Genomic DNA, 24,940 nt, shown 5'->3' with positions numbered 1-24,940 from the left:
TATCGAAACGCCCGGTCCCCGGACCCGGCGTCGCGTCATCGTTTCAGGAGCCCATCATGATCAGGCAGCCGCGCATCGCCTTTGGCGGCATTCACACCGAATGCAGCACGTACAATCCTGTCCTGATTCGGGAAGAACATTTCCGTGTGATGCGCGGCGCGGAGATGACCACATCGCCTTATTTCGGCTTCCTGAAGAATTTCGACGCTGAATTCCTGCCGCTTTTGCATGCCCGCGCCGTGCCGGGCGGACCGGTGGCGAAGGAAGCCTACGCGGCGTTCAAGGCCGATTTTCTTGCGCGCCTTCGCGCCGCCCTGCCGCTGGACGGGCTTTATCTGGCAATGCACGGCGCCATGTTCGTCGAAGGCATGCAGAACGCAGAGGCCGACTGGATCGCCTCCGCCCGCGAAGTCGTGGGGCCGGACTGCTTCGTCGCCGCCAGCTATGACCTGCATGGCAATGTCAGCCAGCCGATCATCGACGCGCTCGACATCTTTTCCGCCTACCGCACAGCCCCGCATATCGATGTCGAGCGCACGATGCGCCGGGCCGTCGAAATGCTGACGGACGCACTGAAGGCTGGCGTCCGGCCGAGCATCGTCTGGGCGCCTGTTCCGGTTCTTCTGCCGGGCGAACGCACCAGCACGGAAGACGAACCGACGAAGTCGCTCTATGCGCGTCTGCCAGAGTATGACGAACGCTCCGGCGTCTGGGACGCCGCGCTGATGGTCGGTTATGTGTGGGCGGACGAACCACGCGTCACCGCCTGCGCCGTCGTGACCGGCACGGATGACGCCGTGCTGACGCGAACCGCCGCCGAGATCGCCCAGTCGTGGTGGGACGCGCGGCGCGACTTTGTCTTCGGAGTTCCGACCGGAACCATCGAAGCCTGTGTCGAGCAGGCCATCGCAGCGCAAACGGCGCCGGCGGTCATCGCGGATTCCGGAGACAACCCGACCGGCGGCGGCGTGGGCGACCGGGCGGACGCGCTGGCTGAGCTTGTGCGTCAGGACGCGCAGGGCGCAGTCGTGGCGGCGATCACCGACGCGCCCGCTTGCGAGGCCGCATTCGCCGCCGGGATCGGCGCCGTGCAGACTTTCCAGATCGGGGCGTCGCTCGACCCAAAAGGCGTGCGCGTGTCTCTGGACTGCGAAGTGATCGGGCTGATCCCGAACGACGATCCGGCCGAGCGCGAGGCCGTGCTACGCCATCGTGGCGTCACCATCGTTCTCGCCGCGCGCCGTCGCCCCTATCACAACATCGCTGATTTCACGCGTGTGGGTCTGGACCCGGCGCAAGCGAAGATCGTCGCTGTGAAATCCGGCTATCTCTCGCCGGAACTGGCTCCACTCGCCAACCCGTCGCTGATGGCCCTATCCGAAGGCGTCGTGAATCAGGACGTGGCGAATCTGCGCCGCGAGCTGACCCATCGACCGACCTATCCGTTCGACGCCGAGTTCGCGTGGGCTCCTCAGCCGCGCGGGCAGACCCAGCGTCGGGGCTAATGACGCAGCCCGCCCTTTCGCTCGAGGATTTCAGCGTCTCTTTCGGCGAGACCGTGGCGCTGGAGCGGATATCGCTGACGATCGCGCGCGGGGAGACGCTCGCCCTTGTCGGTGAATCCGGTTCGGGAAAAAGCGTTGCGGCGCTTTCGACGATGGGGCTTTTAGGCGGCGGGCGGATCAGCGGCGGCCGCGCGTTGCTGACGACCGGAGACAGGACCGTCGATCTGGCCGGACTGTCCGAACGGTCCTTTCGCGCCCTGCGGGGCCGCAACATCGGCATGATCTTTCAGGAACCTATGAGCGCGCTCAATCCGGCGATGAAAATCGGCGCGCAGATCAACGAATGTCTCGTCCTCCATCGCGACGACCTGAACACGGGCGAAGATCGGCGGCGGGAGGCAGCGGTCCTGTTGGGCCGCACCGGCATCGCAGACCCTGAACGCTGCCTGTCATCTTATCCGCACCAGCTCTCAGGCGGCATGCGCCAGCGCGTCATGATCGCCATGGCGCTTTCGGCCGCGCCCGCCCTGCTGATTGCCGATGAGCCAACCACCGCGCTCGACGCGGGTACGCGCGGGCGGATTCTTGCGCTTATTCGCGATATGGCGACGGAACGCGGCACCGCGACACTGTTCATCACCCACGATTTCGGCGCAGCCTCCGCCATTGCAGACCGCGTTGCGGTCCTTTACGCGGGCAGGATGCTGGAGGAAGGCCCGATTGCCGACGTGCTTGGCGCGCCCCGGCATCCTTACACCAAAGGGCTGCTCGCCTCCTTGCCGAACCGCGCATCCATGACGCCCGACGCGCGTGGTCGCCTGCGGTTGCGCGGCATGGCCGGCTCTGCGCCTGCGCCGGGAGAACGTCCTGAAGGTTGCGTGTTCGCGCCACGCTGCCTTTCGGCGCAACCCGCCTGCATGGAAACGCAGCCGGCCCTGCGCGGCGTCGCAGTCGGGCACAACGTCGCCTGCCTGCGCGCCGATGAGTGGGCGGTCGCGCCATGACGCCGCTGCTTTCCGTCCGGAACCTTCACGTTTCCTACCCTGAGAGCAGGCTGTTCAGGCGACGCTGGCGCTCGATCGTAAAGGATGTGTCTCTTACAGTCGGGAACGGAGAGATTGTCGGGCTTATCGGCGAATCCGGGTCTGGGAAAAGTACGATAGCGCGCGCCGTCGCCGGACTTGCGCCCGTCAGTTCCGGCGAGATCGAACTGGCCGGAAGCGGCCCGCGTGCGCGTCAGGTACAGATGATCTTTCAGGATCCGTTCGCAAGCCTCGACCCGCACATGTCCGTCGGTCGGCAGATCGCGGAAGTTCTGGCCATTCACGCCATCTGCGCGAAAGATGAGCGCAGGACGCGGACGCTCGCCCTGCTCGCGCGTGTCGGTTTGCCAGCAAGCGCGTATGGCCGACTTCCACACGCATTTTCTGGCGGCCAGCGGGCTCGGATCGGCATTGCGCGAGCGCTGGCCGCCGAACCGCGCCTTCTGATCGCCGACGAAGCCACGGCGGCGCTCGACGTGTCCGTGCAGGCGCAGGTTCTGAACCTGCTCATGGACCTGCGCGACGATCTGGGGCTGTCGCTGCTATTCATTACGCACGATCTGGCGGTTGTCGGCGTACTGTGCGACCGCGCAGTGGTGCTGCGGCATGGCGAGGTCGTGGAGCAGGGAACTGTCGCGGAAATGTTTGCCGCGCCGCAGAATGAATATACAAAAACCCTTCTGGAGGCCCACCGAGGTTGAACGATCGTCTATGCGTGAGCGGGCGGGAACTGCCTGTCGCATAGGATCTCGCCGTTTCACGCGCACCCGCTTCGACTACAGCGTCTCTTTCAGACGTTCGGAGTGAAATTTTTGAAAAACTGTTTAATTATATGCTTTATCAACGACCATGCGACCGTTGACCCAGACGCGGACAATATTTTCCGCAGTGACGTGGCAGACGATTTTCTGGACGCAGCGTTCTGCATCGTCGGTAGGCGAAAGTCGCAATCCTCTGCGGCCGTTACGGATTTCGAGCGCATCGAACGCTTGCCCGGGCAGCAGCTGCCCTGCTGACGTCCCAAGAGCCTCCGCGCCGCCTCGCGTTGCGAGCCAGAACGCCTCCTGAAAGGTGATGCGGCTGTCAGGGCGTCCACGCTCGCCCGGAGAGCGGTCCGGATCGACGCCGCTCTCCAGGAGGCGCGACGTCACGACAGCCTGACGCGCGTTTTCAAAAATGGACGGGGAATACCCTCCGGAAATATCGGTGCCCAGACCGCAACGCGTGTGCTCGTCGAGCACGGTCCGCACCGGAAGCGCCGCGCCCGCGAAAAACGCGTTTGAAATCGGACAATGCGCGAGCGCCGCATTGCGCGCCCTCACCCGCGCCCTGTCCGTCGCGTTCAGGAACCCCGCGTGAGCGAGAACCGTAGCGTCTCGCAACAATCCGAAACCATCCAGGGCTTCTGTGTCAGTCTTCCCGGTTCTTTCAAGAACATGGCGATGTTCCCAATCGCTTTCAGACGCATGGGTCTGAACCCTGACGCCCGTTTCAGCCGCCAGTTCGCCAAGCCCTTCCAGCAGCGCGTCAGAGCAGGCCGGAATGAAGCGCGGCGTTATGACTGGCTGCGCCAGCCCACCCTCGTTCCCGGGCAACGCACGAACTGCGGCAATGAATCTTCGCGTCGCATCAAGAGCCTGCTGTGCGTTGGCGTGCCTATATGTCGGGGGGCAGAGAGCCGCGTTATCCATGGCGACGAGACCGACAAAGCCGCGTTGCCCCTGCTCAAGGCAGATTCGCGCGAGGGCCAGACTGGATTCTTCGTGAATGGTCGCGAAATAGAGCGCTGTGGTGGTGCCATTTTCAAGCAACGTCCGGACCAGATCGCTGTAGACCTCCTCCGCGAAAAAGACGTCATCGTAACGAGATTCCAGCGGAAAAGTGTAGACGCCAAGCCATCTTTCCAACGGTTCATCGAGCGCCATTCCGGCCTGCGGCCATTGAGGCGCGTGAATATGCAGGTCAGTGACGCCGGGAATCAGAAGACTGTCTGAGGGCATGCGCCGCACGTCCTCGCGCGCCGACAGGGCCGCGTACAGCGCACCACCCTTGACGGCCCGTTCCTGAATATTTCCTCGTTCATCGATCAGGAAGGCCACGTCTTCCATTACCGCCGCCTGCGGGGTCACGGGCGATAAAACCCGGGCAGTTATAACAAGCTCACTCACCATCGCGCTCCGCACGTCCGCCGTCCTTCACGCCGACTCACGACGAACCAGGCTGACTGGCATGATCACCCTCTGCGCCGTCAGATCGAATCTCCCCAGACAGGCGTCGATCAACATACGGGCGCCTGCCTGACCGATTTCAACAGTGGGCTGCGACACCGTCGTCAGGCCGGGATCTGTCCAGTTCGCGAAGTCTACATCATCATAGCCGGTGACCGCCACGTCCCCGGGGACCCGCAGCCCGGCCTCCCTGACGCGATGCATGAAGCCCAAGGCAACTGCATCGCAAACGCAGGCGACCGCAGTCGGGCGCTCGGCAAGCATCAGGAACTGCTCCGCCGCTCGCGCCCCGGATCGAAAGTCGAAATCCCCCGCAATCAGTCGCACGGGCGCGGGCGCCCCCAGTTCTTCAGACAGGCGGTCGCACATCCCCCTGTAGCGAGGCTGATCGTGTTCACTCGCCATCCCCGGTCCGACCACATAAGCGAACCGACGATGCCCTTTCGTCAGCAGGTAGTCGGTGATCTGTCGAAACCCCGCTTCTTCGTCAGCTATGATGCTGGGAATACCTCGCCGGGTCTGATCCATCAGGAGGCTGATGATCGGCACGCCTGTAAGGTCGGGGGTCAGACCGCCTGCGCGCATCACAGTTTCAGTGCCCGACACGCTGATGATCCCATCCGCAACGCCGCTGACCGGTCCCCGCGTCAATGCGTCGACGTCGCTTTCCGTCTCCCGGACGAGGACGCCGTAATCCATTTTCCTGGCTTCGGAAAACACGCCGCGCAGCACGTCTATGACGACAGGGGATATGGATCTGTTCTCAGATGATGGGGCTGCGACGAGAATAATATTCGTGCGGCCTGTACGCAGGTTCCGCGCCGTGTGGTTCACAACGTACCCCATACGCTCGGCCGCCCGGGAGACAAGTTCTCGTGTCTCTGGGCTGACACGGCTAGGGTTGGAGAGGGCGCGACTGACGGTCGAGGGGTTCACCCCTATATCCCGAGCAATATCGGCGATCGTAACCCTGCCTTGACGGGGAAGTATCCCCGTATCGCCCGCCTCAGCCACCATAACCCGCCCTCCTCATACCGAGACTCAAAATATCTGCCCCCTTGCCACGTGACCAGCCGCGCCCTGCACGAGACGTGCGGACTCGTTTTATACAACAATCGAATGCCATCATTGTGTGCATTTTTTAGATTTTATGAGGACGTTCATATAAAATTCCGACCCGATGTTTGGTTATGTATAATATTTTTATTCATATAAATCAATATTTTAAGTGATTTTTTATCCGCCCTTAATGATGCCAATTCGAAATATTGTTGACGCGATGCGCGCGGCAATCGTATGCCATTTTTATCGCATTCATGAGAACGCTGTCCGCTTTAAAGCGCGCGTTCAGATAGTCGCAATTCTGCGAACGGAGGGGTTTCGACATGTCGGCCAAACTCTACATCCCGCGGAGCCGTCACGTAGCGCTCGCCCTGGTGGGCGCCACCAGCCTCGCGACATCAGCGTTTTCAGCCGGCCGCCACCCGCCGACCGCCCGCCATGCCGTGGCGCCCTCTCAGGGGTCGGCGCCTTCAGCCGTCGCGAAAACCCGGCAAAAGCCGAAAGTCCCGCTCAAACGCCCGGATCAACACGAAGACATCAGCGTCTCCGGGTCGCGTAACCCTTTAGATGGGGGCGGCGGCATGATGCGCGCCGAAACGGCTTCGCACAGCGTTCAGACCGTCGGGCGGCAGTATATAGAAATGCGGGCGCCGCAGAGCTCTGTCGCCGATCTTGTTCGTAACGTACCCAGCATGAACGTCGCCACGAACAACACATCCGGCATTACCGGCGGCGCGACCGGCGGCGCGGAAATTCGCAGCCTGACCGATGCGGACATGACCATCACGATGAATGGCGGCCCCGCGACAGGCATTAACTACATCAATCAGGACATCGATTCGGAAGATATCGACTCTATCGTCATACAGCCCGGCAGTTCGCCAACCGATCTGCCCGCGACGTCCGCGGCGGCAGGCGTGTTGTCGATCGTTACCCACAATGCAGCTCGAAAATTTGGCGGCATGGCGGATTTCTCGTATGGCACGAATAATATGTCACGAGAATATATTCGTCTAGAGTCTGGCGAAATCGGAAACACGCACCTTCGTGGCTACGCCTCGTTTTCGAACACGCACGCACGTTCGTGGATGGGCGCCGGGATCAACAAAAGGAAGAATGTTGACGTCGGGATTCAGGATGAATTCGACAACGGGTCCAACTTCAAATTCTTCCTGTCGTGGAATCATACAGACGCCGTTGTCGATAACTACGCAACTGCCGAACAATTTTACAACTACAAGCACACCGGAAATGGCTTCGGGCGCTCCGACCATTACGACGCGCAAAACAACAACTACTGGAAGAACAATCTCAGCTACTGGAACGAAATCACACTATCGTCCCCGATACATATCGTATTGCCCGCCAAATTTTCTTTCGACCTGACACCCTACTTCAATACGGGCTTCGGTCCGGAATCATACAGCGGCGGCGTCTCGTCAGCAGCAGGCGAGTACTTCACTTCCTCCGGGGCTTCCGTGCCTGCCGGTCAATCGCTGACCGCCTTCTACGACCAGACGATGTATATCCAGACGGGAGCTGTCGCAAAACTCGGTTACGACATCGATCGTCACAACCATGTCAGCCTTGGTTATTGGTACGAGAACGACGATCAGATTTTCAAGGAACCGGTCAATCTCACGCCATCCGACGGATCGTCGTCCGCCGTCAACGCGGACGCTTACAAGCTGTATTACGCCAACGGCTCACGCGTAACGAGCCGCGTGCAGGCTGGCTATGAGCTGCACGCTCTCTTTCTTGAAGATCACGCGAAATATCTTCATGATCGCCTGACCATCGAAGGCGGATTGAAATATGTCATGACCAACTACTGGGATCAGTCCTGGAGCAACTCCAGCACCGGGCGCACGCGATCCTCCCTCGGACTCAATACCGGCGTGCCTTTACCACATATCTCCGCCGGGTACATGATCAACCAGCACCATCAGGTTTACATCAACGCTGAAGGCGATTTCCGCCAGCCGTCTCCTGCAAGCCTCGCAGTGAACCCGAATACTGGATCACTGCCCAAAAATCAGTACGCCATCAAGGAGGAACTGGGGTATCGCTATCACGACGATACAGTGATCGTCGATCTCTCCTTATTCAATTACAACATAACCAATCGCCTTCTGACCACATACGTGCAGGCGGGGCAATCTGCGACGATCAACGCAGGCAATCAGACTGCCCGCGGCGTGGATCTGATGGTGTCCACCCATCCCATTCATGGATTCAGCCCTTACGCCTCGGTCGAATATCTCCATGCGACCATGGACTCCAACATCCCGCTGGATGGTTCTTACATCCACACCAAGGGAAACACCGCCGTGATGTCGCCCAAAGTGATGGCGAATTTCGGTCTCTCCTATACAAAGGGAGGATTCTTCGGCAATTTCAGCCTACATTACGCCTCATCCCAATCCGTGACGCTGGCCGGAGATGAACATATGCCAGGCTATGTGACCGATACGCTATCGCTGGGTTACCGCTTCCAATCCATTGGTTTCATGAAGAGTCCCAGCATAAGGTTAAACTTCACAAATCTGACGGGGTCTATCGTCAGGACCGGACCTACAGGCGTCACGACCAACGCGCATCAGGTCAGACTTATGAACGGATCCCTGTCGAATATCGACGACTCTTCGCCAAACACGTTCTTTGTGGAGCCGCGTTTTTCCATGACCGGCAGCGTCTCCACATCTTTCTGAGGAAAGCTCAGACTCTCCCAAAAGCAGATCCAGATTACGGAGCCTCCACATTATGAAAATCGGCACAGATCTCGTTACGTTCTACAACCCTGTTTTCTGGGGGGTGGATACTGCCGAAGCCATAACGAGTCTGGCCGTAGCACAACCTCGTGCATTCTGGACGCGTATCCTGGACTCCCTTCAGCAAGCGGGACTTTCAGGTGTGGAGCTTACCTTCCCACCCTTCGATTGGCGCGGCGCAATCTTCGCGTTCGGCTCAGCCGACGCCTTCAAGCATGAACTCGACGCCCGAAGCATTGAGGTATGGTCCTGCTTCTTTCCGGACCTCGACAGAATCCCCATAGCCAACTACGGCGCCTCAGAGGCCGAAATTCTGGAATCCGTCACACAGACAGCCCAGTTTCTGTCGTCTATCGGCGGAACCGTATTAGTTGCGGGACTTCCATGTCGCACCACCTTCCTTGAGGATCCGCTTTCTTTCGTCGATCTTGCGCTCGCGCAGCCTATTGCGACCCTACTAAATCGCATGGGCGCCGCAGCCGCTCGGGAAGGCGTCAGGCTGGCGCTGCATACAGAAGCGCACAGTCTTTTCTGCGCGCCAAGAGACGTCGACTTATTCCTGTTGCTGACCGATCCAAGATACGTCCATCTATGTCTTGATCCTGCCCACATCATCCTCGAAGGCGGACTTCCTGAAAGTGTTCTGGAGCGTCATCTTGAACGCACGGTCGCTGCGCACTGGAAAGACGCCATCGGACCCATGCCGGTAGATACCCCGATCACCGCCGACATTCATTCCCGCCACAGGCCGTTTTTCTGTGAACTCGGCGAAGGGCGCGCTCCGTTCGCCAAACTGAATGCGCTACTGACGCAGGCGCCGCTTCTGTGCGGACCCATTCTGGAGTTGGACGCCTGCCCCGATCCGATACCCGCGTTGCAGCGAGGGGTTTCGTTCGTCCGAACGCTGGCTACGGCGGACAGCCCTTGAACGGTTCGGGAGGTTCCGCCCCCTACCCTGCCTTCGCGCGGAAGCAGTCCATTGCTTCATGATCGGGTCACACACAAACGGTCTGGCTTCCGATAAAAATTCTAAAGTATCTTGGTCAGACGCCGATTCCACCATCGCCCGCAACTGTGCGGCGCGTTCCGTCAGCTGAAAGCCTGACCAGCCAAGCGAGGCGCTCACAACGCCTTGCCAGCAGGAAAATTCCATGACTGTAAAACAATACGATGCAATTGTCGTCGGTTCCGGCGCTGCAGGCGGATTCGCCGCCAAAGAACTGACCGAGCAAGGCCTTTCGGTGCTGGTCCTTGAAGCCGGCCACACGCTTCAACCGGACGGGCTCGCCACACGCCGCAAGCCTGCGGGCAAAGACGCGCATCTCCTCCCCAGGATCGTCGCGACGCTCGCCGGGCAGCACATTCAGTCTCGTGTTGCATTTTTCAACAGCCAGCTTAAGCATCTTTTCGTCAACGACTGGACGCACGGCTACACCACCCCCAAAGACGCGCCCTTCCTGTGGATTCGTGGCCATCAAGTGGGCGGCAGGCTACACGCCTATGGCCGCGTTCTTTTTCGCTGGTCCGATTATGACTTCAAGGGGGCAGAGAGGAAGTCGGGCGGCGCAGACTGGCCTTTCTCTTACGCCGACATTGCTCCGTGGTATGAGAAGGTCGAACAGTTTCTCGGCATCCACGGCAATCTCGACAAGGTTCCGACGGCCCCGGACGGCTTAATGGCCGAGGGAGCCGTTTTAACGCCAGAAGAACAATCATTCCGTAAAAGCGTTGAAAAAATTTGGCCAAACCGATCGGTCATCGCGTGGCGTTTTAACCCGCACAGCGGATCGCCGGTTACCCCTGCTCTTGCAGCCGCAGCGGCCACAGGCAACCTTACGGTCCACTCCAACGCGATAGTCCATCAGGTGCTCACCGACGAGACTTCTGGTCGCGCCACGGGCGTCGCCTGGATAGACCGAAAGACAAAAGCACGTCATATTGTAAACGCTCGATCTGTCGTCGTCTGCGCGTCCCCCGTCGAGAGCATACGCCTTCTGCTGAATTCGAAATCTTCACGGCACCCGAAAGGTCTTGGCAACAGTTCCGGGACTCTCGGTCGTTATTTCATGGATCAATGCGCCAGTCTGATGTTCGGCCGTTGGCCGGCTGCCGCGCGAAGCGGGCCTGACGTCACGTTGCCGTCTCATCCATTCTACGGCGTCACTGGGGGGATGTACCTCCCGCGCTACGAAAATGCCGAGGGAAGCGTCGATCCTGCGTTTTCGCGTGGCTACACGTTTCAGGGTTCAATCGGTCGCTCCGCATCTTCGTCCCCTTCGCACGAAACACAGGTTAGCATCATGGGTTTTGGAGAGATGCTACCATGGAAAGACAATGCCGTGACGCTGGACCCGAAACGGCGTGACCGGTGGGGCGTGCCTTTGCCGCATATTCGCTGCGTGTTGCACGAAAACGAGCGGGCGATGTTGCGCAGGCAGATTCGCGACTGCGCGGATATGATCGAGGCGAGTGGCGGACAGGTCGATTTCTGGGCGTCCCCGCTTGGCCTTGGCGAGTCCGGTTCCGGATTATATCCAGAAAAATCATTCCTCGCCCGATGGCTTATCCGCAAGATGTTTCCCAAAAGTATGGTCATGGGCGCAGCCATCCACGAAACCGGTGGCGTGCGCATGGGGGCCGACCCAAATGCATCTGTCTTGAATTCTTACGGCCAATCGTGGGATGTTCCGAATCTTTTTGTTACGGACGCGTCAAGCTTTCCGTCCGGCGGCGCTCTTGGGACAACGCTTACGGTGATGGCCCAGAGCATGCGGGCCTGCAATCATCTCGCATCCGAACTGAAATCGGGACGACTCTGAAAAACGTTCCAATCTGGTTGAGAGGTTAGTTTATGGCGATATCGGACACGCTTTCCTTTCGCGAGAAAGCGGCCTATGGCTGCGGCGACCTCTCATCAAACCTGATGTGGGGGCTCACGACCTCATATCTTATGTTTTATTATACTGATATCTACGATATTCCACCGTCATCCGTCGCCTGGATCCTGCTTGTCGCCCGCCTGTTCGACTCTGTCTGCGATCCGGCGATCGGATACGTTGTCGACCGCGCCGGCGGCCTGCTGGTGCCACACTTGATCCGCCGCCTTGCCATTCCGTTCGGTCTGTCCGCATTTATCTGCTTTCTTCCCCTCCCGCTGTCTCCTCACGCGAGGGTTCTTTGGGCCGGGGCGTCATATATTCTTTTCGGCGCCATATACTCCTGCATCAATACCCCGTATGGGGCTTTGGCGACCATGATCAGCACCGCCCAACAAGACCGGGTGGAACTCAATACATTCCGCATGATGGGCTGTCAGATCGGACAGTTTGCCGTAGCATTGCTGACAATTCCCGCCATAGACTGGCTTGGCGGCGGCGTAAGCGGGGCTCAACGCCAGAAGGGAGTCGTGCTCTACGTTTTGGCCCTGGCCATCGCCGGCAGCCTGATGTGGCGGATCGTCTCCCGATTTTGCGTTGTCCGCCATGCTCCGCCTCCCGTCCAGCGTAGCGCCAGTGAACTGATTCGCGCGCTGATCGGCAACCGCCGATGGCACCTGTGCAACATTCTTGTTTTCTTTCAATTCATCGGAATCGGGACGTTATACGGCTTTGTAATCTATTATGTACGCGTGCGTCTTGGCGGGAGCGAAACTTTCGCCGGAGAGCTCCTGACTCTCGCAACAGTCATGGGATTTCTGGGCGCTGCGGCGACGCCATCCTGCGTCAAACGCGCAGGCATCGTCGGAACTGCAATTTACTCGCTCGTGCTACAAGTTGTCGCCTATGGCGCAATCGACTTTGCAGGATCTGATCGAACTGCATTCTATGTCGGCTTTATACTCCTTAGCCTCGCCCAGGGCATCGCCTCGCCGCTTTATTACGTTCTACTTTCTCGCGCTATCGACGACGGAGAGGCGGAGTCGGATGTCAATACAGCCGGCCTCGCCTACGCGATCAACACGCTGGTCACGAAAGTTTCCATGGGAGCCACCGGCTTTATTCTGGCGTTCCTTCTTTCAGGCGGACACTATGCGCCAAACCTTGCGGAACAATCCCCCGGGCTCATTCCCTGGGTGACGACCGGGTTCGTATGGTTGCCGCTCGCCACCGCAGTCGTCCAGTTCCTGCCGCTCTCTCTATGGTCCCGGCTTGCGCCAGCGCAGCGGCTATAGCTTACAGCCTGTCGACAAATTTTTTATAATCTGGCGTCACTCAGGACATGAACCACTCCGCACGCTTTACGCTCCGGCGTTCATATTTCGCGACAAGAGAGCTACAGCCTTTACCGCCGCCCAATATTCCCTCGTGGAAAACCGTGTGAAAAATACGATGCTCCGAGACCCTAACGTCCTTGCGCTTTACGTATCTCTGCTACCGCCTCATTGACCTGCATGTCCACGCCGATCTTGCCGAGTTCCGCCGTTGCGGGGCGGGGATCTCCGCCATACACGCCATCCGCCGTTGTCGGCTTCGGGGCCGACCGCAAGGCCTGCTCGCGCACCATCGACGGATCGACGGCAAGCATCAGGGACGTGTCGCTCAGTTCGGCATGTTTTCCGACATCATCTCCCAGCCCGCGCGCGCGCAGGGCGTCAGCGTAGGCGCCGCCGACCACATTGTAATAGGAAGCCACGTAGAGAGTATGTGCGCCGGACCCGCTCCATGCCTTGTCGAGACTGGTCGCAACTTCGCGCAGTTGCGACACGTAGCCGCCGTGATCGGCAATAAACGCAACGGTATGAAACCCCTGTACACGAAAACTATCCGCCGCTGAGCGCAAGAGTCCCTCAAATACGGCGGGCGACACCGTGATCGTGCCGGGAAAACGCATATGCGATGTCCGGGGGGAAAGACCGCCTTCGGGAACATAGGCGATCACCGGCGCAACCAGCGCATTGCCGAGCGAACGAGCGATGCGGTCAGCCAAGGCCTCGGCGCGAACATTGTGCTTGCCGACGGCGATGTAAGGACCGCTCTGCTCCGTCCCGCCGACCGGTATGATGATGGTGTCATAGCCCGCGCGCACGGCGTCGCGAATTTCGGGCCAGGTCAGACGCTGGAGCTCGACCTGCGGCGCCGCTCTGGCGACTCCCGTCGCGAAGCTTGCAAGCGACGCCGACGCCAGCAGCGCCAACGCCAGACGGCCGAGGCGATTATGGATTGAGTGCTTCATGACCGGTGATCTCCCTTGCGCTGACGCCCGGCGAGATATGCGGCGGCCCGAAGTTTCAGACAAGACGAAGGGGGCGCCCGGTCGAAGAAAGACCGGACGCCCCCTGACGCCTTCGGATTTACTCGCCGCTGTCGACGAGAACCAGCTCCGCGTCCTCACGCGCCGTCACTGTGACGCGCTCCACGTCGCGGATGGCGACCCCGTCGCGCTCGGCTGCGTCGACACCGTCAATGGTGATCGCGCCTTTCGCCGCCACCAGATACAGGAAGCGATCGCGAGAGGTTTCATACGTCACCTTCTCACCTGCCTTGATCGTCGCGCCGAGCACACGGGCGTCCGCGCCGATCCACAGGGCGTCGCCGTCGCCGTCTTTGCCGGAGGCCAGCGGCACAAAGTGACCGGACCGCCCCTCCTTCGGGAAAGGACGCGCGCCCCAGCGCGGAGCATGGCCGCGCTTGCTCGGCATGATCCAGATCTGGAAGAGCGTGGTCGTCTCGTCCTCGCGGTTGAACTCGCTGTGGACGATGCCCGTTCCAGCCGACATCACCTGCACGTCGCCCGCTTCCGTGCGACCACGATTGCCGAGGTTGTCCTCATGCGTGATCGCGCCGGAGCGAACATAGGTGATGATTTCCATGTCGCGATGCGGATGAGGCGGGAAACCTTCTCCAGCGGCGATCTTGTCGTCATTCCACACCCGCAGGGCGCCCCAGTGAACGCGCGACGGATCATTGTACCCCGCGAAGGAAAAGTGGTGGTGGGCGTCAAGCCAACCGTGATTGGCCGCTCCAAGTCCGTCGAAAGGTCTGACTTCGATCATGATATGTTCTCCTTGCTCCGCTCAGGGAGGCCGGACGATCCGACGCGAGAGCGGCTGAATATGTGCGTGTGGCGAGCCCAAAGAGTCGGGCGTCAAAACGTTCGTCGGCGGCACCGGGTCTTCCCGGCCTGCCGGTCCAGTCGGGGCGCGCCGCCGGACATCCGGCTGGCGCGCTGGTCAGCGCGTCCCTTTGTCCCGTTTAGACGACGCCGGGACAAAGCGGCGGCGACCTGATCTCTGGTCAATCACGCCCGCCTTGCGGCGGGACGCTTACAGGGGTGAGCCACGATGGCTCACCTGTCAGGTTTTCAGCCCTTCAGGCGCGTGGCGAGTTCGGCCACGTGCTTGCCCAGGAAGCGGGCGCCGCCGGCTTCGTTGGCGCTGACCGCGCGGGAGCCGTCCGCCGCAGCCAGTGTGCTGGCGCCGTAAGGCGTGCCGCCCGCGACTTCGTTCATCTCCGTCAGGCCGGGGTAGCTGTAGGGCAGACCCGTGATGACCATGCCGTGATGCAGCAGCGTGGTGAGCAGGGAGAACAACGTCGTCTCCTGTCCGCCATGCTGTGACGCGGTGGAGGTGAACGCCGCGCCGACCTTGCCGATCAGCGCGCCCTTGGCCCAGAGCCCGCCGGTCTGATCCCAGAAATTCGCCATCTGGGAGGAGACGCGGCCAAAGCGGGTCGGGCTGCCAACGATGATCGCATCATAGTCGGCCAGTTCACCCGGCGTCGCCAGCGGCACAGCTTGGTCGACCTTGAAGTGGCTGGCCTTGGCGACCTCTTCCGGAACCAATTCCGGCACGCGCTTCACAACCGCTTCCGCCCCGGCCTCACGCACGCCCTCGGCGATCGCCGAAGCCATGGTCTCGATGTGGCCGTAGGAAGAATAGTAAAGAACGAGGACTTTCGTCATTTCGAGGCTCCCGGTTTCATTGTGCTGGCCGCTTGGGCCTGCGTCTCGTCCATGAACCTACGAGCCCGACGACATCAATGAAACAGAAATGCCGGAAATACATTGTTTCCGTTTCTTTATCAGCACTCGGGAAAAGCGACAGCCAGCCCGCCCAGCGAGGTCTCCTTGTAGCGGCTGTTCATATCCGCGCCGGTTTCGCGCATCGTCACGATCACCTTGTCGAGCGACACATGATGCGCCCCGTCGCCACGCAGAGCGAGCGACGCCGCGTTGACGGCCTTCACCGCACCGAAGGCGTTGCGTTCGATGCAGGGAATCTGCACCAGTCCGCCGACAGGGTCGCAGGTCATGCCCAGATGGTGCTCCATCCCGATTTCAGCGGCGTTCTCCACTTGCGGCGGATCGCCGCCCAACGCTGCGGCCAGCCCGGCGGCAGCCATCGAACAGGCGACGCCGACCTCTCCCTGACACCCCACCTCCGCGCCGGAAATCGAGGCGTTGCGTTTGAACAATCCGCCAATCGCAGCCGCCGTCAGCAGAAAATCGCGCATCCCCTCGCGCGTCGCCCCCGTGCAGAAGTCGCGGTAGTAGCGCAGGACCGCGGGCACGACGCCCGCCGCCCCGTTGGTCGGCGCCGTCACAACCCGCCCGCCCGCCGCGTTCTCTTCATTCACCGCGATGGCGAAGAGGCTGATCCAGTCCATGATCTCGTGCGCCGGACGCACATTGCGAAAGCGATCCGCCTCCAGCCGTTCGCGCAGTGACGACGCGCGACGACGCACGCCCAGCTTTCCCGGAAGAGCGCCCTCCTGCGACAGGCCACGATCCACGCACGCCATCATGGCGTCGATGATGCGATCGATATGCGCGACGACGTCCTCCGCCGGACGCAAGGCCCGCTCGTTGGCCATGACGATCTCGGCGATGCTGAGCCCTGTCCGCCGTGCGCACGCCAGCAAGGCGTCGCCCGAGGCGAAGTCGAACGGCGCAGGCTCCGAAGGGATGACCGCCGCGTCGTCCGGGGTGCTCTCCGGCACGATGAAGCCGCCGCCGACGGAGCACCATCCCTGCTCCAGCACACGCTCTCCCGCCGCATCGAATGCTGCGAAACGCATCGTGTTCGGATGCACTGGAGGCGTGGTTTTCTTATCAAAAAGGATCGCGTGCTGCGGGTCGAACGCGATGACGCGCCCGTTCAGGCGCAACGTCCTGGTCGCGCGTATCGCCTCGACCAGTCGCTCGGCCTCGTTGGGATCGACCTGGTCCGGCGTCTCGCCCGACAGACCGAGCATCACCGCCGTATCGGTGGCGTGCCCCACGCCCGTCCAGGCGAGCGACCCGAGAAGCGCGACGACTACGCTGACGACGCGCTCATTCTCTTGCCCTCTTATCGCTGCTGCAAATGCGGCGGCCGCGCGCATCGGTCCCACCGTGTGCGATGACGAAGGGCCGACGCCGATCTTGAAGATGTCGAAGAGGCTGATCATACGCCGGAGAGTTCCATCGGATCGTTGCGGGATGCTCCCGGATCAAGATGACGATGACAGAACGACCAGAGACCGCCAAGCGCCAGTTTCCGGCGACATCAGGCGAGGACCTCGCCAGCCCTGCGGAGGGTCAGCATTTCACGCCAGCACGCAACGAATTTTCGAAAAATTTAAAATTTCCTGAAAACATTTCGAAGTAACCCATGCCGGACATGAAGGCGAACACCAACCCGTTACGCGCCTGAAAAGAGCGCCTCGTAAGCGTCCGGCTTGAAGCCGACCGTGACCGCGCCGTTGTCCAGAACCGGACGCTTGATCATCGACGGGTTGGACAGCATGAGCGAGACGGCCTTGTCGGCGTCGATATTTTCTTTTGCGTCAGGTGGCAGCTTCTTGAACGTCGTCCCTGCGCGGTTGAGCAGGATCTCCCACCCGACGACCTTGACCCATTTCCGCAATGTCGCTTCCTCGATCCCCTGAACCTTGTAGTCGTGGAAAGCGTAGGTCACGCCGTGCTCGTCCAGCCAGGAGCGCGCCTTACGCATCGTGTCGCAGGCTTTGATACCGTAGAGAGTTACCGTCATGACGTCGCGCCTATAAAAAAGCCCGCCCGGTCACAATGGACCGAACGGGCCGTATATGATTGAAACCGGCCCGTAGCTCCGGTCAGGCCGATCAGAAACCGGCGGGAAGCTTGCCGCCGTTCTCGGCGAGCTTCTGACGGACTTCCTTGATCAGCCACACGTTCATGGTCGCCGAATCGTTTTCGTCGCCCGTGTAGTGCAGCTCGGTCGCGAGCTGCTTGCGCGCCGCGAGCGAACTGTCGAGACCCAGCAGCTTCAGAAGATCGACAATCGACTCTTTCCAGTTCAGCGGTTGCCCCGCCTTCGCGGCGAGATCCGTGAGAACTGCGTCGACATCGACCGGCGCGGCGGGGGCCGTCGGAGCAGCAGCGGGAGCCGCATCCGGGGTCGCAGGCGTAGCGGCAGGAGCGGACGCGGGCGCCTCAGCAGCCTTCGCATGACCGAAAATTGCGGAAACGATGGAGCCGAAAATGCTCATAAGTCGCGATCCTTCCTTGGTTGACGCGTCGCAGCCGATGAAACGTCGGCTGCGGCCTTCCGGTTCATGACGCACGAATGCGCCACGTTTATGACCGCCTCGCGGACGAGGCGGTTCGTCGATCAGTAGCGGTAGGCGTCGTGCTTGAACGGACCGTTCACCGGAACGTCGATGTATTCAGCCTGCTGCTGCGACAGCTTCGTGAGCTGGGCGCCGACCTTCGCGAGATGCAGCGCCGCCACTTTCTCGTCGAGCTTCTTCGGCAACACGTAAACCTTGTTCTCGTACTGGCCCGGCTTCGCCGTCCACAGTTCGATCTGGGCCAGCGTCTGGTTGGTGAAGGACGCCGACATGACGAAGGACGGATGACCCGTGGCGTTGCCGAGGTTCACGAGGCGACCTTCGGACAGAACGATCAGGCGCTTGCCATCAGGGAACTCGACCTCGTCGACCTGCGGCTTCACGTTGTCCCACTTCAGGTTACGCAGTGCGCCGATCTGAATCTCTGAATCGAAGTGACCGATGTTGCACACGATCGCGCGGTGCTTCATCTCGCGCATGTGGTCGAGGGTGATCACGTCGACGTTGCCGGTCGCCGTCACGAAGATGTCGCCGCGCGGAGCAGCGCCTTCCATCGTCACGACCTCGTAGCCTTCCATCGCGGCCTGCAGGGCGCAGATCGGGTCGGCTTCGGTCACCAGCACGCGGCAGCCTGCGTTACGCAGGGACGCGGCCGACCCCTTGCCCACGTCGCCATAGCCCGCGACGACGGCGACCTTGCCGGCCATCATGACGTCGGTGCCGCGACGGATCGCGTCCACGAGGCTTTCGCGGCAGCCGTACAGGTTGTCGAACTTGGACTTGGTCACGCTGTCGTTGACGTTGATGGCCGGTACCTTGAGCGTGCCCTTCTTCTGCATTTCCCACAGACGATGGACGCCCGTCGTCGTCTCTTCGGACAGACCGCGCACGTCGTTCAGCATCTCGGGGTACTTATCATGCATCAGCACGGTCAGGTCGCCGCCGTCGTCGAGGATCATGTTCGGGGTCCAGCCGTCCGGTCCCTTGACCGTCTGCTCGATGCACCACCAGAATTCTTCCTCGGACAGACCCTTCCACGCGAACACGGGAACGCCAGCAGCGGCGACAGCCGCAGCCGCCTGATCCTGCGTCGAGAAGATGTTGCAGGAAGACCAGCGCACGGTGGCGCCCAGCGCGGTCAGCGTCTCGATCAGAACCGCCGTCTGGATGGTCATGTGCAGACAGCCGGCGATACGGGCGCCTTTCAGCGGCTGGCTCGCGCCATATTCCTCGCGCAGCGCCATCAGGCCAGGCATTTCGCCTTCCGCAATGGAGATCTCTTTACGGCCCCACTCGGCGAGAGAGATGTCCTTGACCTTGAAATCGGTGCTGTTGCTCATTGTCGTCCCGTTTGGAAATTCAAGTGGGCCTCTATACAGCCGGAGGCTTCTTTGCGCCACCCGCAGCGCGGGCGACGACGCTGGGAGGGTCAGTTCTTCCTTCGTGAACGACGTCGCACCCGTCAGATTTCAGCAATCTCACACCGGTCGCACTGCCCCCTTCACAGGGCGCAGACACTCAAACCACAAGAAAACGCGTACTGTTTCTTCGCTATATTCCTGACAAATCGAAACCCAACACCGGCTCCCTTCACCACAACCGAGAAAGCGCCAGCAATCAGACGTCCAGAACAATCTCGCGGAACCTGTTCGCCAATACGCCGTCGACGCCCATGAAATCCGCGTTGTCGAAAAAATTTCATCCTGATTGTCACATCCGTATCGGCCATCTCGTCTTGTCGGCGTGAACCGCAACAAGGGAGAGCCCCATGCAACCTCGTCTCGATTATTTCGCAGCCGCGCCCGGTGTGATGCAGGCGATGCTGGCGCTGGAAAAAACCGTCGCCACATCGGGTCTGGAAAAGAGCCTGATCGAACTGGTCAAGACCCGCGCCTCGCAGATCAACGGCTGCGCATTCTGCATCGACATGCACACGCGTGACGCGATCAAGGACGGCGAAGCGACAGCCCGCCTGTTCCTGCTCGACGCCTGGCGCGAGGCGCCGCTTTATAGCCCACGGGAACAGGCGGCGCTGGCGTGGACCGAAGCCCTGACGCGCGTCGCCGACACGCACGCCCCGGACGAGGACTGGGCCCGTGTGAAGGCGCATTTTTCTGAGGAGGAGATCGTGAAGCTCACGCTGCTGATCGCCACGATCAATGGCTGGAACCGGCTGGCCATCGGCTTCCGCTCCGCGCCCTCCGGCGCATGAGATGACCGACGCGACGACCAGCTTCCTTCCGCATCGCGCCGCCCTGATCGGCTTAGCCTATCGCATGACAGGCTCTCACGCGACGGCCGAGGACATCGCGCAGGAAGTCTTCCTGCGTTGGCAGGGGACGTCGCGTCCGGACGTGGAGCGCCCGCAGGCATGGCTGATGAAGGCCGCTGCGCGGCTGGCGCTCGATCACCTCCGCTCGGCAAGAGTGCGACGCGAGACCTATATCGGCCCCTGGCTGCCGGAGCCCGTGCCAGACAGCCGCGAAGCGCCGCAGGAAGCCGCATGGGCGCAGAATGAGACCGTATCGATGGCTTTTCTGTTGGCGCTCGAACGGCTCTCGCCAGCCGAGCGGGCCATTTTCATTCTGCACGACCTGTTCGACACGCCGTTCGCTGAACTTGCTGAGCTACTGAACAAATCTCTGGCGACCTGCCGCCAGATGGCGGTGCGAGCGCGACAGCGCCTCGACGAAGCCCGACCGCGCCAGGCGCCGTCTGCGGCGGATGGAGCGCGTCTGGCCGACGCTTTCCTCGCCGCGACGCAGACGGGCGATGAAACGGCGTTGCGCGACCTGCTGGCCTCCGACGCGGTCGTGCACACAGATGGCGGGGGCGTTCGTCCGGCGGCGCTGAACCTGATCCACGGCGGCGAGAAGGCCACGCGCTTCTTCTCCCGGCTGGCTCTCAAGCGCGATGCCGTTCCGGCGGTGCTCTATCGCGGTCGCATTAACGGCGCGCCAGGCTTCGTGACGCTGGAAGCAGACGGACTTCCGCAAGCAGTCGTGCTGGAGATAGCGCAAGAGCGAATAATTTCCGTCTACGTCATTCGCAATCCGGAGAAATTACGATCGCTATCTGCGGCGCTCAGCACGTGACCCATTGCGGCGCGATCGGTCGGCGCGGTCTTTTACAACGCCTGCGACCGCGCATGGATCTTTGACGAAAATCTGAAATACATATGAAAAAAATTAATAAAGAACAATTGATTTCAAATTTTTCAAAAATTTCATTTTCCTATATCTCTTCTGAAAGCTGTTTCAGCGCTGCGTCATCAATCATGATTCATGATGGTTGAGCGGCGCATCCATCAGGCGGCAATTCATTTTCAAACCTTTCTTTTTAACCAGAATGTTCAACTCAACATAACTTCCGCGAGTGGGAACATATGGCGCGTGCGAAAACAGGCCTGTCGCCACCGGCTGGAAGCCGTCACAACTGAATCAAGCGGTACCCAACCCCCGTCTCGGTAATGATATGCCTGGGCCTTTCCGGGTCCACCTCGAGCTTTTGTCGTATCTGCCTGATATAAACACGCAGTTGCTGCACGTCTCCAGTCGCGCCCCAAAGTTTCCCCATGATCGTCTGATGTGTCAGCACCCGCCCCGCATATCGAACGAGCATGCGCACGATGTCCCATTCGCGCGGCGAAAGTCGAATTTCGGTTTCACCGCGAAAGATCTGCCGACGCACGAGGTCAACCGTCAGATCGCCGGATACGAACAGCGGCGCAGTGCCTTCCTGTTGCAGCGCGTGCCTTAAAGCGTTGCGCAAACGCGCCACCAGTTCCGCCATACTGAAAGGCTTCGTGACATAGTCGTCCGCACCTGCTTCCAGTGCAGCGACTTTTCCGCGCTCGTCGTCCCGAACCGAGAGAATCACGACCGGCAGCGTGGGCCTGCTTGCGCGCATCCGCCGCAGCACCTCGACGCCGTCGATATCCGGAAGCCCCAAGTCGAGAAGCACGATATCGGGCGGATTTTCAGCGGCCATGCGCAACGCAACCTCGCCTGTGCCTGCCTCCGCAATCCGCCAGGACTGGCTGGAGAGCGTCATTTTAAGAAGACGCCGGATAGCCGGTTCGTCATCTACGATAAGAACGGAGGGGTCGCTCATTTCACATCTTCCGCGGCTATGGGAAACGTTATGACAAATTCGGCGCCCAAGCGGTCTCGCCTGTTGCGGGCGATGATTTTTCCACCCATCGCCTCAACAAACCCGCGTGTGATCGCAAGGCCCAGTCCGGTGCCGGGACGGGCGCGGTCGGCGGACATGAAGCGCGTAAACTTGCTGAAGACCATGTCAGGGTCACTGATGGAAAACCCTTCGCCTTCGTCCAGAACCCGTACCGTCAACGTTTCCGCGTCGCACGTCGCGGTGACGGTCACGTTCGTCCCCGGTTTGGTATATTTTCCCGCGTTATCGAGAACGTTGAACACCGCCTGTTCGATCAGAACATCATCGAGAAGCGGCATTGGAAGGTCCTGGGCCACCTCCATCTCCACATGATGGCCGACGAGCAGGCGGGACGCCCGTGTCAGGGCGCTAGCGACGACTTCGCCGATATCCACGCGCTCTCTTCTGGGCCGGAGCGCCCCGGCTTCCAGCCGCGTCATATCGAGAAGATTCGCGACGAACCGATTGAGACGCTCGGCTTCGTCATGAATCGTCGCCAGAAGCTCCTTCCGCGCGGCGGAGCCCAGCTCCTCTCCATAAGTATCAAGACTGGAGGCCGCGCCGAGAATTGACGCCAAAGGCGTACGAAGATCATGCGAAATGGACGTCAGAAGCGCGCCGCGCAGCTTGTCTGTCTCGGTGTCCAGACGCGCCTGATCAAGCTCCCCGGCGAGCAGCAGACTTTCAATGGCGGACGCCGTCTGATCGGCCAGCGCGTCCAGAAGGCGCTGGCGCTCCGAATCAAGAATCACGCCGCCTTTTTCGGTATCGAGACCGATCAGGGCGACCGGACCCCTGCCTGTCCGCAACGGCATGAACAGCCAATGCACGCCGGGCAGATTATCAGACCCTCTGCCAGCGACGCTGTTATGTTTCCACGCCCAGGTGGCTGCCGCCAGATCGTCCGCCCCGATCGCTCGCCCTTCGTTGTAGGACGTCTTGACCGACAGGGCGCCATTTTCCGGCAACAACAACACCACGTTGCAATCCAGCATCGTCGCGATCTGATGACTTGCTGACCAGAGGAGATCATCGAGTTTGATGATCCCCGTAATCGTACGGCTAAAATGATAAAGCGACTGCGTGATCTCGGCGCGGTGTCTCGCCACAACGGCCTGACTGCGCACGCGCGCGCCCAGGTTGCTGGCGATCAGCGCAGTCGCGAAAAAGAAAAACAGTGCGACCACGTTGTCGGGCGCTGTGATCGTCAGGGTATAGATCGGCGGCAGAAAGAAAAAATTGAAGCACAACATGCCGAGCGTAGACGCCCACAGGGAAGGTCCAAGCCCATAGGCGACGGCGACGCCCAGAATGGCCGTCAGGAACGCCAGCGAGACGTTGCTGACCTCAAACCCGCGACGTAGCAGCAGCGCCACGCCTAACGCGACGGCGACGATCAGCGAACTCGCCACATACGGACCGATACGGGGGGCGGTGGCGCTCTCCAGCCTCGTCTGGGCGCTGTCCTCCGTCGGCGAACGCGGTACGACATGCACGGGAAAGCCGTCGGCGTACTGGATGAGACGTTCGGTAGTCGCGTAACCCAGCCACTGCCGCAGACGCCCGCCCCATCCACGTCCGGCCGGATGTCCCGCGACGATTTGCGTCACGTTCTGTCCCCGCGCGTAAGCGAGCGCGTCAATCGCCACGTCCTGCCCGGGAACGGTTACGGTCTCGGCGCCGAGGGATTGCGCGAGATGCATCTGGGACGCAATGCGCGCACGCGCATCGTCGGTCAGGTCTCGGCCCGTCTCGACATGAAGCACGATCCAGGGCGCGTGCAACCGGTCTGCAAGACGCTTGCCGTAACGCAACAGACTTGCGTCCCAGTCCTGCAACGTCAGGCACACCATGATCCGCTCCCCCGCGGCCCACGGGCCGGAGATCGCATTGGCCTTCATATGATCGACAAGCTGCGCGTCGACCTGTTGCGCTGTATGGCGCAGGGCGAGTTCACGTAGCGCCGTCAGATTGCCTGGGGAGAAATAGTGCAGCAGAGCCTGGCCGGCGGCGTGACTTGCGTAGATCTTGCCGTCGCGCATGCGCTGCAGGAGATCGTTGGGCGTCAGGTCGATCAGTTCGACTTCGTCCGCCCGTTCGATCACGCTGTCCGGCACCGTCTCGCGCACGCGGATGCGTGTGATCGAGGCGACAACGTCGTTAAGGCTTTCGAGATGCTGGATATTGACGGTCGTCAACACGTCGACGCCCGCCTCGAGCAGTTCCTCCACATCTATCCAGCGCTTCGGATGGCGGGAGCCCGGCGCGTTCGTGTGCGCCAGTTCGTCCACCAGCACGACACGCGGCGCGCGGGCCAGAATGGCGTCCAGCCCCATCTCGCGCAATGTCCGGCCCCTGTAATCGACGAGACACTGCGGAACCTGCTCCAGCCCCTCCAGAAGCGCCGCTGTTTCCGCGCGCCCATGCGTCTCCACCACGCCAACGACGACGTCGACGCCATCACGCAGGAGCTGTCGCGCCGTGGTCAGCATCTCGAACGTCTTCCCGACGCCGGGCGCGGCACCAAGGAAGACTTTCAGACGGCCGCGCTCTCGGCTTTCCACTTCCTGCGAAGTGCGCCGCAGCAGGGCGTCCGGATCTGGACGATCGGCACGAGTATCCATCGTC

At 61.0% G+C, this 24,940-nt stretch carries 20 protein-coding genes; 9 read left to right on the top strand and 11 right to left on the bottom strand.

Going from position 1 to position 24,940, the window contains the following annotated elements:
• Nucleotides 1-56: 56 nt before the first annotated feature.
• The 3 genes from G442_RS0112895 to G442_RS22225 are packed head-to-tail and all read left to right on the top strand — an operon-like array spanning nucleotide 57 to nucleotide 3,249.
• Nucleotides 57-1,505, top strand: coding sequence for a M81 family metallopeptidase (locus G442_RS0112895; protein WP_026398326.1), 1,449 nt, complete (start codon nucleotides 57-59; stop codon nucleotides 1,503-1,505).
• The gene (locus G442_RS0112890) at nucleotides 1,505-2,509 is read left to right on the top strand and encodes an ABC transporter ATP-binding protein (RefSeq protein WP_026398325.1); all 1,005 of its coding nucleotides are present in this window, start codon (nucleotides 1,505-1,507) and stop codon (nucleotides 2,507-2,509) included. The genes G442_RS0112895 and G442_RS0112890 overlap by 1 nt, the downstream gene beginning before the upstream one ends.
• A complete protein-coding gene (locus G442_RS22225; protein ID WP_146882464.1) occupies nucleotides 2,506-3,249 on the top strand; it encodes an ABC transporter ATP-binding protein in 744 nt (247 codons plus the stop codon). Before G442_RS0112890 ends, G442_RS22225 begins: the two co-directional genes overlap by 4 nt.
• Nucleotides 3,250-3,372: 123 nt before the next feature.
• Here the strand turns inward: G442_RS22225 and G442_RS0112880 are convergent, their stop codons facing one another.
• Nucleotides 3,373-4,716, bottom strand: coding sequence for an amidohydrolase family protein (locus tag G442_RS0112880; RefSeq protein ID WP_026398324.1), 1,344 nt, complete (start codon nucleotides 4,714-4,716; stop codon nucleotides 3,373-3,375).
• 27 nt (nucleotides 4,717-4,743) lie between these two features.
• Nucleotides 4,744-5,793, bottom strand: coding sequence for a LacI family DNA-binding transcriptional regulator (locus tag G442_RS0112875; RefSeq protein ID WP_084440583.1), 1,050 nt, complete (start codon nucleotides 5,791-5,793; stop codon nucleotides 4,744-4,746).
• A gap of 368 nt (nucleotides 5,794-6,161) precedes the next feature.
• Between G442_RS0112875 and G442_RS0112865 the strand changes: the two genes are divergently transcribed.
• The 4 genes from G442_RS0112865 (at nucleotide 6,162) to G442_RS0112850 (ending at nucleotide 12,780) form a co-directional block, all read left to right on the top strand.
• The gene (locus G442_RS0112865; protein WP_084440582.1) at nucleotides 6,162-8,549 is read left to right on the top strand and encodes a TonB-dependent receptor; all 2,388 of its coding nucleotides are present in this window, start codon (nucleotides 6,162-6,164) and stop codon (nucleotides 8,547-8,549) included.
• A gap of 52 nt (nucleotides 8,550-8,601) precedes the next feature.
• Entirely contained in the window at nucleotides 8,602-9,537 is a 936-nt protein-coding gene (locus G442_RS0112860; protein ID WP_026398321.1) for a sugar phosphate isomerase/epimerase family protein, read from the top strand.
• Nucleotides 9,538-9,760: 223 nt separating this feature from the next.
• Nucleotides 9,761-11,428, top strand: coding sequence for a GMC oxidoreductase (locus G442_RS0112855; protein WP_026398320.1), 1,668 nt, complete (start codon nucleotides 9,761-9,763; stop codon nucleotides 11,426-11,428).
• Between the two features lie 32 nt (nucleotides 11,429-11,460).
• Nucleotides 11,461-12,780 (top strand): MFS transporter, encoded by a 1,320-nt coding sequence (locus tag G442_RS0112850; RefSeq protein WP_026398319.1) that lies wholly within the window; start codon nucleotides 11,461-11,463, stop codon nucleotides 12,778-12,780.
• Nucleotides 12,781-12,950: 170 nt separating this feature from the next.
• On the opposite strand, the gene G442_RS0112845 is transcribed toward G442_RS0112850, so the two are convergent.
• From G442_RS0112845 to ahcY, 7 genes are all read right to left on the bottom strand, one after another.
• Nucleotides 12,951-13,781 carry a creatininase family protein gene (locus G442_RS0112845; RefSeq protein WP_051292301.1) on the bottom strand — a complete coding sequence of 277 codons (831 nt, stop codon included), beginning with the start codon at nucleotides 13,779-13,781 and terminating at the stop codon, nucleotides 12,951-12,953.
• Between the two features lie 118 nt (nucleotides 13,782-13,899).
• On the bottom strand, nucleotides 13,900-14,601 hold the full coding sequence (locus G442_RS0112840) for a pirin family protein (protein ID WP_026398317.1): 702 nt from the start codon (nucleotides 14,599-14,601) through the stop codon (nucleotides 13,900-13,902).
• Nucleotides 14,602-14,909: 308 nt separating this feature from the next.
• A complete protein-coding gene (gene wrbA / locus G442_RS0112835) occupies nucleotides 14,910-15,509 on the bottom strand; it encodes an NAD(P)H:quinone oxidoreductase (protein WP_026398316.1) in 600 nt (199 codons plus the stop codon).
• 119 nt (nucleotides 15,510-15,628) lie between these two features.
• A complete protein-coding gene (locus tag G442_RS0112830) occupies nucleotides 15,629-16,996 on the bottom strand; it encodes an L-serine ammonia-lyase (protein ID WP_026398315.1) in 1,368 nt (455 codons plus the stop codon).
• Between the two features lie 233 nt (nucleotides 16,997-17,229).
• Nucleotides 17,230-17,580 (bottom strand): ArsC family reductase, encoded by a 351-nt coding sequence (locus G442_RS0112820; RefSeq protein ID WP_026398314.1) that lies wholly within the window; start codon nucleotides 17,578-17,580, stop codon nucleotides 17,230-17,232.
• Between the two features lie 91 nt (nucleotides 17,581-17,671).
• The gene (locus tag G442_RS0112815; protein WP_026398313.1) at nucleotides 17,672-18,058 is read right to left on the bottom strand and encodes a DUF3597 domain-containing protein; all 387 of its coding nucleotides are present in this window, start codon (nucleotides 18,056-18,058) and stop codon (nucleotides 17,672-17,674) included.
• A gap of 122 nt (nucleotides 18,059-18,180) precedes the next feature.
• Complete coding sequence (gene ahcY / locus G442_RS0112810; protein ID WP_026398312.1) at nucleotides 18,181-19,479, bottom strand: adenosylhomocysteinase; 1,299 nt, start codon at nucleotides 19,477-19,479, stop codon at nucleotides 18,181-18,183.
• Nucleotides 19,480-19,907: 428 nt separating this feature from the next.
• Between ahcY and G442_RS0112805 the strand changes: the two genes are divergently transcribed.
• Both G442_RS0112805 and sigJ read left to right on the top strand, forming a co-directional pair.
• Complete coding sequence (locus G442_RS0112805) at nucleotides 19,908-20,351, top strand: carboxymuconolactone decarboxylase family protein (RefSeq protein ID WP_026398311.1); 444 nt, start codon at nucleotides 19,908-19,910, stop codon at nucleotides 20,349-20,351.
• A 1-nt stretch (nucleotide 20,352) separates the two neighbouring features.
• Nucleotides 20,353-21,234: an RNA polymerase sigma factor SigJ gene (gene sigJ / locus G442_RS0112800; protein WP_026398310.1), complete on the top strand. Its 882-nt coding sequence runs from the start codon at nucleotides 20,353-20,355 to the stop codon at nucleotides 21,232-21,234.
• Between the two features lie 334 nt (nucleotides 21,235-21,568).
• On the opposite strand, the gene G442_RS0112795 is transcribed toward sigJ, so the two are convergent.
• Together G442_RS0112795 and G442_RS0112790 are read right to left on the bottom strand one after the other, a co-directional pair.
• Nucleotides 21,569-22,252: a response regulator gene (locus G442_RS0112795; protein WP_026398309.1), complete on the bottom strand. Its 684-nt coding sequence runs from the start codon at nucleotides 22,250-22,252 to the stop codon at nucleotides 21,569-21,571.
• On the bottom strand, nucleotides 22,249-24,936 hold the full coding sequence (locus G442_RS0112790) for a sensor histidine kinase (protein ID WP_026398308.1): 2,688 nt from the start codon (nucleotides 24,934-24,936) through the stop codon (nucleotides 22,249-22,251). The genes G442_RS0112795 and G442_RS0112790 overlap by 4 nt, the downstream gene beginning before the upstream one ends.
• Nucleotides 24,937-24,940: the final 4 nt, after the last annotated feature.

Origin of the sequence: Acetobacter nitrogenifigens DSM 23921 = NBRC 105050, assembly GCF_000429165.1 — a bacterium.
Lineage (GTDB): Bacteria > Pseudomonadota > Alphaproteobacteria > Acetobacterales > Acetobacteraceae > Acetobacter > Acetobacter nitrogenifigens.
Note: the sequence above shows the minus strand (reverse complement) of the source record. Positions and strands in the feature narration are given on the sequence as shown.

Coding starts and splice junctions, on each gene's coding strand:
- sigJ (WP_026398310.1), top strand. CDS start 20,353: ATGACCGACGCGACGACCAGCTTCCTTCCGCATCGCGCCGCCCTGATC.
- G442_RS0112875 (WP_084440583.1), bottom strand. CDS start 5,793: ATGGTGGCTGAGGCGGGCGATACGGGGATACTTCCCCGTCAAGGCAGG.
- ahcY (WP_026398312.1), bottom strand. CDS start 19,479: ATGAGCAACAGCACCGATTTCAAGGTCAAGGACATCTCTCTCGCCGAG.
- G442_RS0112855 (WP_026398320.1), top strand. CDS start 9,761: ATGACTGTAAAACAATACGATGCAATTGTCGTCGGTTCCGGCGCTGCA.
- G442_RS0112895 (WP_026398326.1), top strand. CDS start 57: ATGATCAGGCAGCCGCGCATCGCCTTTGGCGGCATTCACACCGAATGC.
- wrbA (WP_026398316.1), bottom strand. CDS start 15,509: ATGACGAAAGTCCTCGTTCTTTACTATTCTTCCTACGGCCACATCGAG.
- G442_RS0112830 (WP_026398315.1), bottom strand. CDS start 16,996: ATGATCAGCCTCTTCGACATCTTCAAGATCGGCGTCGGCCCTTCGTCA.
- G442_RS0112865 (WP_084440582.1), top strand. CDS start 6,162: ATGTCGGCCAAACTCTACATCCCGCGGAGCCGTCACGTAGCGCTCGCC.
- G442_RS0112850 (WP_026398319.1), top strand. CDS start 11,461: ATGGCGATATCGGACACGCTTTCCTTTCGCGAGAAAGCGGCCTATGGC.
- G442_RS0112890 (WP_026398325.1), top strand. CDS start 1,505: ATGACGCAGCCCGCCCTTTCGCTCGAGGATTTCAGCGTCTCTTTCGGC.
- G442_RS0112815 (WP_026398313.1), bottom strand. CDS start 18,058: ATGAGCATTTTCGGCTCCATCGTTTCCGCAATTTTCGGTCATGCGAAG.
- G442_RS0112795 (WP_026398309.1), bottom strand. CDS start 22,252: ATGAGCGACCCCTCCGTTCTTATCGTAGATGACGAACCGGCTATCCGG.
- G442_RS0112840 (WP_026398317.1), bottom strand. CDS start 14,601: ATGATCGAAGTCAGACCTTTCGACGGACTTGGAGCGGCCAATCACGGT.
- G442_RS22225 (WP_146882464.1), top strand. CDS start 2,506: ATGACGCCGCTGCTTTCCGTCCGGAACCTTCACGTTTCCTACCCTGAG.
- G442_RS0112860 (WP_026398321.1), top strand. CDS start 8,602: ATGAAAATCGGCACAGATCTCGTTACGTTCTACAACCCTGTTTTCTGG.
- G442_RS0112805 (WP_026398311.1), top strand. CDS start 19,908: ATGCAACCTCGTCTCGATTATTTCGCAGCCGCGCCCGGTGTGATGCAG.
- G442_RS0112790 (WP_026398308.1), bottom strand. CDS start 24,936: ATGGATACTCGTGCCGATCGTCCAGATCCGGACGCCCTGCTGCGGCGC.
- G442_RS0112820 (WP_026398314.1), bottom strand. CDS start 17,580: ATGACGGTAACTCTCTACGGTATCAAAGCCTGCGACACGATGCGTAAG.
- G442_RS0112845 (WP_051292301.1), bottom strand. CDS start 13,781: ATGAAGCACTCAATCCATAATCGCCTCGGCCGTCTGGCGTTGGCGCTG.